8 protein-coding genes are annotated in these 6,786 nt (G+C 51.1%); 4 read left to right on the top strand and 4 right to left on the bottom strand.

From position 1 onward, the window contains the following. A partial coding sequence (locus tag RJ38_RS05790; RefSeq protein ID WP_039017799.1) for an integrase core domain-containing protein occupies positions 1–234 on the top strand: 234 nt, incomplete at its 5' end. 161 nt (positions 235–395) lie between these two features. On the opposite strand, the gene RJ38_RS05795 is transcribed toward RJ38_RS05790, so the two are convergent. Further along, on the bottom strand, positions 396–620 hold the full coding sequence (locus tag RJ38_RS05795) for a hypothetical protein (protein WP_039017954.1): 225 nt from the start codon (positions 618–620) through the stop codon (positions 396–398). 74 nt (positions 621–694) lie between these two features. Between RJ38_RS05795 and RJ38_RS05800 the strand changes: the two genes are divergently transcribed. From RJ38_RS05800 to RJ38_RS05810, 3 genes are all read left to right on the top strand, one after another. Continuing rightward, positions 695–2,584 (top strand): type IV secretory system conjugative DNA transfer family protein, encoded by a 1,890-nt coding sequence (locus RJ38_RS05800; protein WP_052245220.1) that lies wholly within the window; start codon positions 695–697, stop codon positions 2,582–2,584. Next, positions 2,577–3,080: a hypothetical protein gene (locus RJ38_RS05805; protein WP_039017955.1), complete on the top strand. Its 504-nt coding sequence runs from the start codon at positions 2,577–2,579 to the stop codon at positions 3,078–3,080. The genes RJ38_RS05800 and RJ38_RS05805 overlap by 8 nt, the downstream gene beginning before the upstream one ends. Positions 3,081–3,284: 204 nt before the next feature. Next, positions 3,285–4,049 (top strand): hypothetical protein, encoded by a 765-nt coding sequence (locus RJ38_RS05810; RefSeq protein ID WP_156121777.1) that lies wholly within the window; start codon positions 3,285–3,287, stop codon positions 4,047–4,049. A 22-nt stretch (positions 4,050–4,071) separates the two neighbouring features. Here RJ38_RS05810 and RJ38_RS05815 read toward each other — a convergent pair whose 3' ends face one another. The 3 genes from RJ38_RS05815 to istA form a co-directional block, all read right to left on the bottom strand. Beyond that, complete coding sequence (locus RJ38_RS05815; protein WP_238321657.1) at positions 4,072–4,566, bottom strand: recombinase family protein; 495 nt, start codon at positions 4,564–4,566, stop codon at positions 4,072–4,074. Positions 4,567–4,608: 42 nt separating this feature from the next. After that, entirely contained in the window at positions 4,609–5,367 is a 759-nt protein-coding gene (gene istB, locus RJ38_RS05820; RefSeq protein WP_202903862.1) for an IS21-like element helper ATPase IstB, read from the bottom strand. Further along, positions 5,364–6,786 (bottom strand): IS21 family transposase (istA, locus tag RJ38_RS05825; RefSeq protein WP_039017904.1); only part of this gene is annotated, 1,423 nt, incomplete at its 5' end. The genes istA and istB, both read right to left, overlap by 4 nt.

Consider the following 6,786-nt stretch of genomic DNA (forward strand, 5'->3'; position numbering starts at 1 on the left):
GTTGGTGACAGCTATGACAACGCTCTAGCGGAAAGCACAATCGGTCTGTTCAAAACCGAGGTCATCGATTTTATGGGGCCTTGGAAATCTGTTGGACAGATCGAATGGGAAACCCTGAAATGGGTGAACTGGTACAACAAAAAACGCCTACACAGCAAAATCGATTACATCACCCCCCATGAAGCAGAGGAGAACTTCTATGAAGCCTTGAATGCCGCTGAAAAAGCAGCTTAATATTTGAACCAACAACTCTCCGGTAAAACCGGGGCGGTTCACTACGGGAAATGAATAACGCCCACCGCGATGAGCGACAGAAACTCAATATTGGGCAAGACAAGCGCTGGACGGAAGAAACAAAGGTTCGTTCTGATCGCCTGAACAAAGGTCTGCGAGGCCTATTTGATCGCCTCACAGGCAAGGGCAAATCCATTCGGCAGCAAAACGAGCTGGATGCTCGCAAGGCCGCACAACGTGATCAGAAACAACGTGAATTCATGATCGTCGAACAAATCAAGGAGCGCCGTGCTTTGCAGCGAGAGTTTCAGAAGCTCCGACGCAAACACATCAAAGAACGCAGCTTGGTCGCCCAGAAAATCAGGCAGGCGCTCAAGGTTAAGCACTCACATTCTCCCCATAGGGAACGGTCCCGCTTACGAGGCCCAGACCTGTCGCTATAATTAAAAGGATTATCATTATGGATTGGAAGAAAAACCCCTATGCCATCGCTTCCATTGGAACGTTGGTTCTCGTGATTATTTTGTATGTAATATTTCCAAGGTTTGGAGATTTTGGAACAGGCATTTGGGGGCTTCCTTTGCCGATCTTCTACGCACGAATATTGAATGTGCTGATATTCGCAGGCCTTGGATTTGGTCTTGGATGGTTGTTCTCTCCAAGCTCCAAGAGCTTTCGCCACATCATGGTTTGGGCCGTGGTTGGAATAATTGTCCTCATGGCAATCATGAAGCATGGTGCATTGGGATGGGGTGCTACGAATATCATCGCCATTGCCAGCTTTTTCTTCGCTGCAATCTTTTGGCTTGGGACGGGCAACAGGTTTTGGAATGATCCGCCTGATACATTCGGTTCAAGTCGTTGGGCGTCGATGAAAGACGTCGAAGATCAGAAGCTATTGAACGAAGATGGTATTCGCTTTGGCAAAGTGATTGGAAAAGATGATTTTGAATGGGTGTCTTACAACGGTGATCGGCATCTCTTGACGGTTGCACCCACACGTTCGGGCAAAGGCACCACACAGATTATTCCCAACCTTTTGACCTATGAGGGATCGATGCTTGTCATCGACCCCAAAGGCGAAAATGCCATGATTACCGCCAAGCAGCGCATGAAGATGGGGCATGAGGTTCATATCGTTGATCCGTGGGGCATCGTTGATCTGGACTTGGTGAAAGAAGACACTGAAACGGATGATGTTTTTGTTGTTAGCTCGCATGGAGATGTCCGTTCATCTGATGATGCTTCCGCGTTCAATCCATTGGATTGGCTGCAAGACGGCGATCCCGACATTACCGAAAACGCTATGATCCTCGCCGATGCGTTGATCTTGCCAAGCACGAGTAGCGATGCGTTCTGGGACGAGGAAGCCAAGGCGCTATTACAGGGCATTATTCTCTATGTTGCAACTGATCCCACCGAAGATGGTCATAGGCACTTGGGGCGTGTGCGTGAGTTGTTGCTGATGGACGGTAAAACACTCACAAAATTCTTTGAACATATGCTGACTTCGAAACATCATATTGTGCAGAGCACGGGTGCGCGTTGTCTGCAAAAGGAAGAAAAGCTGCTGGCTAACGTATTTGCCACGGCCCAAGCCCACACCCATTTTCTGGACAGTGAGCGTCTGCAAAGCAGCTTGATATCATCCAGCTTCCGTTTCGAAGACCTCAAAACGAAACCAATCACTATCTATCTAGTGCTACCTGCTGATCGCCTAAACACCTTCAGTCGTTGGTTGCGCTTGTTGATCCAGCAAGCCATTACCGTCAACGCTCGCAACATCCAAACCAAGCCGAAGAAACCTGTCTTGTTTGTCTTGGATGAGTTTGCAGCCCTTGGGCGTCTGACGATGGTTGAGCAGGCTTACGGTCTAATGGCTGGGTTTGGAATGCAGATTTGGGCGATTGTCCAAGACCTCAGTCAGCTTGAGCGCATCTATGAAAGTGGTTGGCAATCCTTCATCGCAAACGCGGGCATGGTGACTTATTTTGGATCATCAGATCAAAAAACGGCTGAATATTTCTCAGCACTATGTGGAGAAAAGACTGTTTTGAATTTTGGGTCCTCGGTTGCAGAGGCCGTTGCCAAAACCACAGGTATCAACGGCAACAGCACCGAAACAACAACCTTCACATCGAATACAAGTGCGGTTCAGCGAAAGTTGGCGTTTCCTGACGAACTCATGCGCCTGCACCCTGAATCTCAACTCGCGTTCGTCGAAAATATGCATCCAATGAAGGCCTATAAAGAGAACTGGTTTGACGATGATGTGTTGAAGCATCTGGGCGTGAACCTACACCAACCTGACGAAACTGAAGCGCCCGATGAGGAAGACAAAAATGAGTGATCATCCAAATTCGCCGAAAAACCCGTTCAATTTTAATGCGCAAACAGAAGAAAAAGGAAAGGCGGACCAGCAAAACAAAGGTCAAGCCATCAACAAGACGGACACCCTGAAATTCACAATCAATGGGACGCAGGGAGGACGCGCAAATGTTGAAATCGAGGAAGGCGGAAAGAAAACCAAGGCAAGCTTCGAACCTGAAAAATCAAATATGGTTTGGCATCGAGTAATTGATGGCGGCCCTAACAAAAACGGCCTGACGTTCGAACTTACGCTTAAAGATGAAAATTCCAAGATGCTCCTTGGTGATAGCGATATTGAGCAAATGGATATTAGCAAAGATGGTGTATTGCTGGCTCGCTTCGACAATGGATGGAAGCACGAGACGCACAATGAGCAGGCACTTGAATTCATTGAAGAGCTGAAGGAAAAATTCGAAGATTATCAACGTGACTTCGAGCCGATTGCGAAAGACAAAGGTCAAGATCGTGATAGATAATCATTGAAATTATGTCAGTATTTATGACATAATAATTGCATGAATAGATGGGAAAGAAACCACCCTAGTCCAGACGATCAATGGATAGGAAGACTTGTAGAAAACGCATTTGGGACAGAGGAAACTGTCCAATTATTAGCGCGACATTGGAAGCACTTTGATTGGCTCGCCTCGCGGGGTGTCGACATGGACCTATGGACTAAAATGGCGGACATCGACAGGCATGGACCTGATGATTTGACGGACTTGTCAGGCGAGCTACAAATGAGTCTTCTCTTTGATGAAAAACGTCGTTGTCTCGCTGGCCTTGAGTGTCCGCTGTTCATCCGCCCTGATGGATACGACGCCGAAATACAGCCAGAAGATATTCCTGAACGTTTAGAAACCGACCTCGAATGGTTTGGAAGGACATTAACCTACCACCTCATTGAAAAGGTAGCGTTAAATATGCAAGGAAAGCATTGGCGGTACTTTGATTGGCTGATTGAACACGCTGGATCAATGGATGATTTCGTTGCCGAATGTGCAAATAAAGCAAAAGATTCAGGCCGATCATTAAGTCAAGAATTGATGCACTACCTGAGAATCCATGAGAAGGACAACTTTCTCAATGGCAACAACTTCCATGGCTTAAAAATTCCGCTCTACATTACTCCTACGGGCCATTCACGTGGCATGCCCAGAAGAAGGCCAGGAGATGGGATTGAGCGAACGTTCAAAAACTCAAAGGGCGAAGAGGTGTCCATTCCGATGCCCAAGCAGCATTGGCGATATTTTGATTGGTTAGCCAAAAAGGGTATCGACATGAAGCAATGGGTCAAAGATGCGGATGTATCACGCCACAGCAAGGGGGTTTCGATATCGTTACATTGTGAGTTGATTAGAACGTTAGAGAAAGATGAAAAAAGGCGTTTCAAGAGTGATCAGAAAAGCCCACTATTCATCAATCCTGATGGTTATGACCTTTGATACACATTAAACGATCTGCAAATCAATCTGAGACAACTTCGAATTTCTCAAGCTCATCCAATGCTTTATTCATGGTTTTTGATAATCTAGGTCTTCCCACATGAACGCCTCGTGCTTTTGCTGCTGCCATACCTGCCTTGGTGCGTTCTGATATCAATGACCGTTCATATTCTGCAAAGACTGCAAGTTGCCCGTACAACATTCGACCAACTGCGGTGGTCGTGTCGATCCCCTGGGTGATCGCCTGAAAATCCACACCACGATCTCTCAAGTCGCTGAGCAATTGCAACAAGTGGATGGTGGATCGCCCCAGCCTGTCCAGTTTCCACACCACAAGCGTGTCGCCCGCCTCAAGACTGGCAAGCATATTATCCAAGCCACATCGTTTTGTGACTACACTGTCAAGGGCGGAGCAAAAATGGGCCAGTGAGGCGGCGTAAAAGTAGGCCAGTTGAGGCGTTGAGTGACGGTTGGTTTGAGGCGTGCGCCCGGGAACCAGCGGCTCGTCATAAAGCAAGCGTGTTCCCGGGCGTATTGCCCCTATTGGGGCAATTTCTGGTCAGTGTTTTTGGGTAGTTTTTCGGCTCTGTCCGAGGCGATAGCTTTCGCCATTCATTTCCAGGATGGAGACGTGGTGTGTCAACCGATCAAGCAGTGCACCGGTGAGGCGTTCGGATCCGAAGGTCTCGGTCCACTCCTCGAAGGGCAGATTGCTGGTGATCAGGGTTGATGACCGCTCGTAGCGTTGCGAGACCAGTTCGAACAACAGTTCCGCGCCGGTCTTGCTGAGGGGCACGAAGCCCAACTCGTCGATGATCAGCAGCTTTGGAGCCAGCATCTGTTTCTGCAGGCGCAGGAGACGTTTCTCATCGCGCGCTTCGATCAGTTCATGAACCAATGCTGCGGCTGTGATAAAGCGCACTGGCAGCCCTCTCTGGCATGCTGCCAACCCGAGCCCGAGGGCAATGTGGGTCTTGCCAGTTCCGGACGGGCCCAAGGCTATGACATTCTCACGTCGTTCGATCCAGCCGCAACGCGCCAATTCCAGCACCTGCACCTTGTTGAGCGCCGCGATCGCCTTGAAGTCGAAGCTGTCCAGGCTCTTTGGCGCAGGGAACTTCGCCGCCTTGATCCTGCGCTCCACCATGCGCCGTTCCCGATCGATCAGTTCCAACTCGATCAGGCGGCTCAGATAGGGCACGTGCCCCTTGTTCTCAGCAGCGCATTGTCGGGCCTGCTTCTCATACTCGCGCAACACCGTAGGCAGTTTGAGCTTCTTGAGGTGATCGGCCAGCAGAAGGTCGGAGGCCTCATTCATGATGCCCCCTCCGACAGCAGCGCCATGTAGCTTGAAGCCTTCGTGGTCTGCACTGCTGCACGCGGCAGATAGGGATAGAGCGACAGGTCGAGCCGTGCGGGACGGCATTCCACCTGACACAGCACCAGATGCTTGATTGCGTCAAAGGCGATGGCCCGCTTTTGCAGCGCCACGCGCACCGCCGCACACAAAACTGGAAGCTCAAAGCTCTCCAGGAGCCGTAGAACCTGGGTGAACTCACGTCGCCCCTGTCGGGCCTGACGCGCCTCCATCAAGCGGCGCAAGGTTTGCAGCTCTTCGGGCATCTCCCAATCGGCCAAGGGTGCAGCCTGATCAAGGGCACCGGGCTTTCTCTCCAGAAGCGCAAAGTAATGTACCGGATTGAACACCATCTGTTCCCGCTCGTAGCAACGGGGATGGCGGGCAATGATCTCGCCACCACAGCCGATCTCCACCACATTCACAAAGGCCCGGATCGTCACATCCCGGAAGCCATAGGTGCTGGGCACCGAGTAATCATTAGTCTTGTAGCGCACCAAGGATTGTGAACTGACGCGGCCAGTGGCTTTGGCGCAAGCCTCGTAGGCTGCGCTCGGCAATGGCGACATCGCCGCAAGGTCACCCTGCAAACGCTGGCCAATCGTCTCCGTATGCCCATGCAGAACCGCTGATTGTCGCTTGCGACATTGCTCTTCCAGCCAGGCGTTGAAGCTCTCGATGTCTGCAAACTCCGGCAGTGGCACCATCAAATTGCGCCGCGACCAACCAACCAGACCTTCCACCTTGCCCTTATCGTTGCCCTTGCCTGGGCGGCCATAGCGATCATCAAACAAGTAATGCGACAGCATCTCTGTAAACATCTGCGTCCGACGACGACGGCCATCCGCCTCGATCTTGGCAACAAGACAGCTATCGTTGTCGTAAACCACAGACAGTGGCACCGCGCCAAAAAAGCCAAAGGCGTGAACATGGCCGTCCATCCAGGCCTCTGATGTGGCCGCGTGATAGGCTCGAATGTAACAGGCATCGCTTTGGGGCAGATCGAAAGCAAAGAAGTGAACCTTCTGCTGAATGCCGGCCAAGACAACAACGGCCTCGCCAAAATCCGCCTGCCCATGCCCGGGCGGATGCGCCAGCGGAATGAACATCTCGCGCGCCTTCTGACGGTGGGCCCGAACGTAGTCCTTTACCGTCGTATAACCACCGGTGAACCCTTTCTCCGCACAAAGCCGGTCGTAAATCCGCTTCGCCGTGTGACGCTGCTTCTTCGGGACCTCCAGGTCCTTCAAAAGCCACGCATCGACATAACCCGTGAACCCATCCAGCTTCGGACGGCGCACATCCTTCTCCCGCCGGTAGCCCGGCGGCACCGGAAACGCGCACATCTTGTCAACCGTTCCGCGCGCCAAGCCAAAATCA

This window comes from Halocynthiibacter namhaensis (assembly GCF_000812685.1).
Lineage (GTDB): Bacteria > Pseudomonadota > Alphaproteobacteria > Rhodobacterales > Rhodobacteraceae > Halocynthiibacter > Halocynthiibacter namhaensis.

Bases quoted from the DNA above. Each gene is read 5' to 3' on its own strand.
- RJ38_RS05800 (WP_052245220.1), top strand. From the start codon at position 695: ATGGATTGGAAGAAAAACCCCTATGCCATCGCTTCCATTGGAACGTTG.
- RJ38_RS05805 (WP_039017955.1), top strand. From the start codon at position 2,577: ATGAGTGATCATCCAAATTCGCCGAAAAACCCGTTCAATTTTAATGCG.
- RJ38_RS05810 (WP_156121777.1), top strand. From the start codon at position 3,285: ATGGCGGACATCGACAGGCATGGACCTGATGATTTGACGGACTTGTCA.
- istB (WP_202903862.1), bottom strand. From the start codon at position 5,367: ATGAATGAGGCCTCCGACCTTCTGCTGGCCGATCACCTCAAGAAGCTC.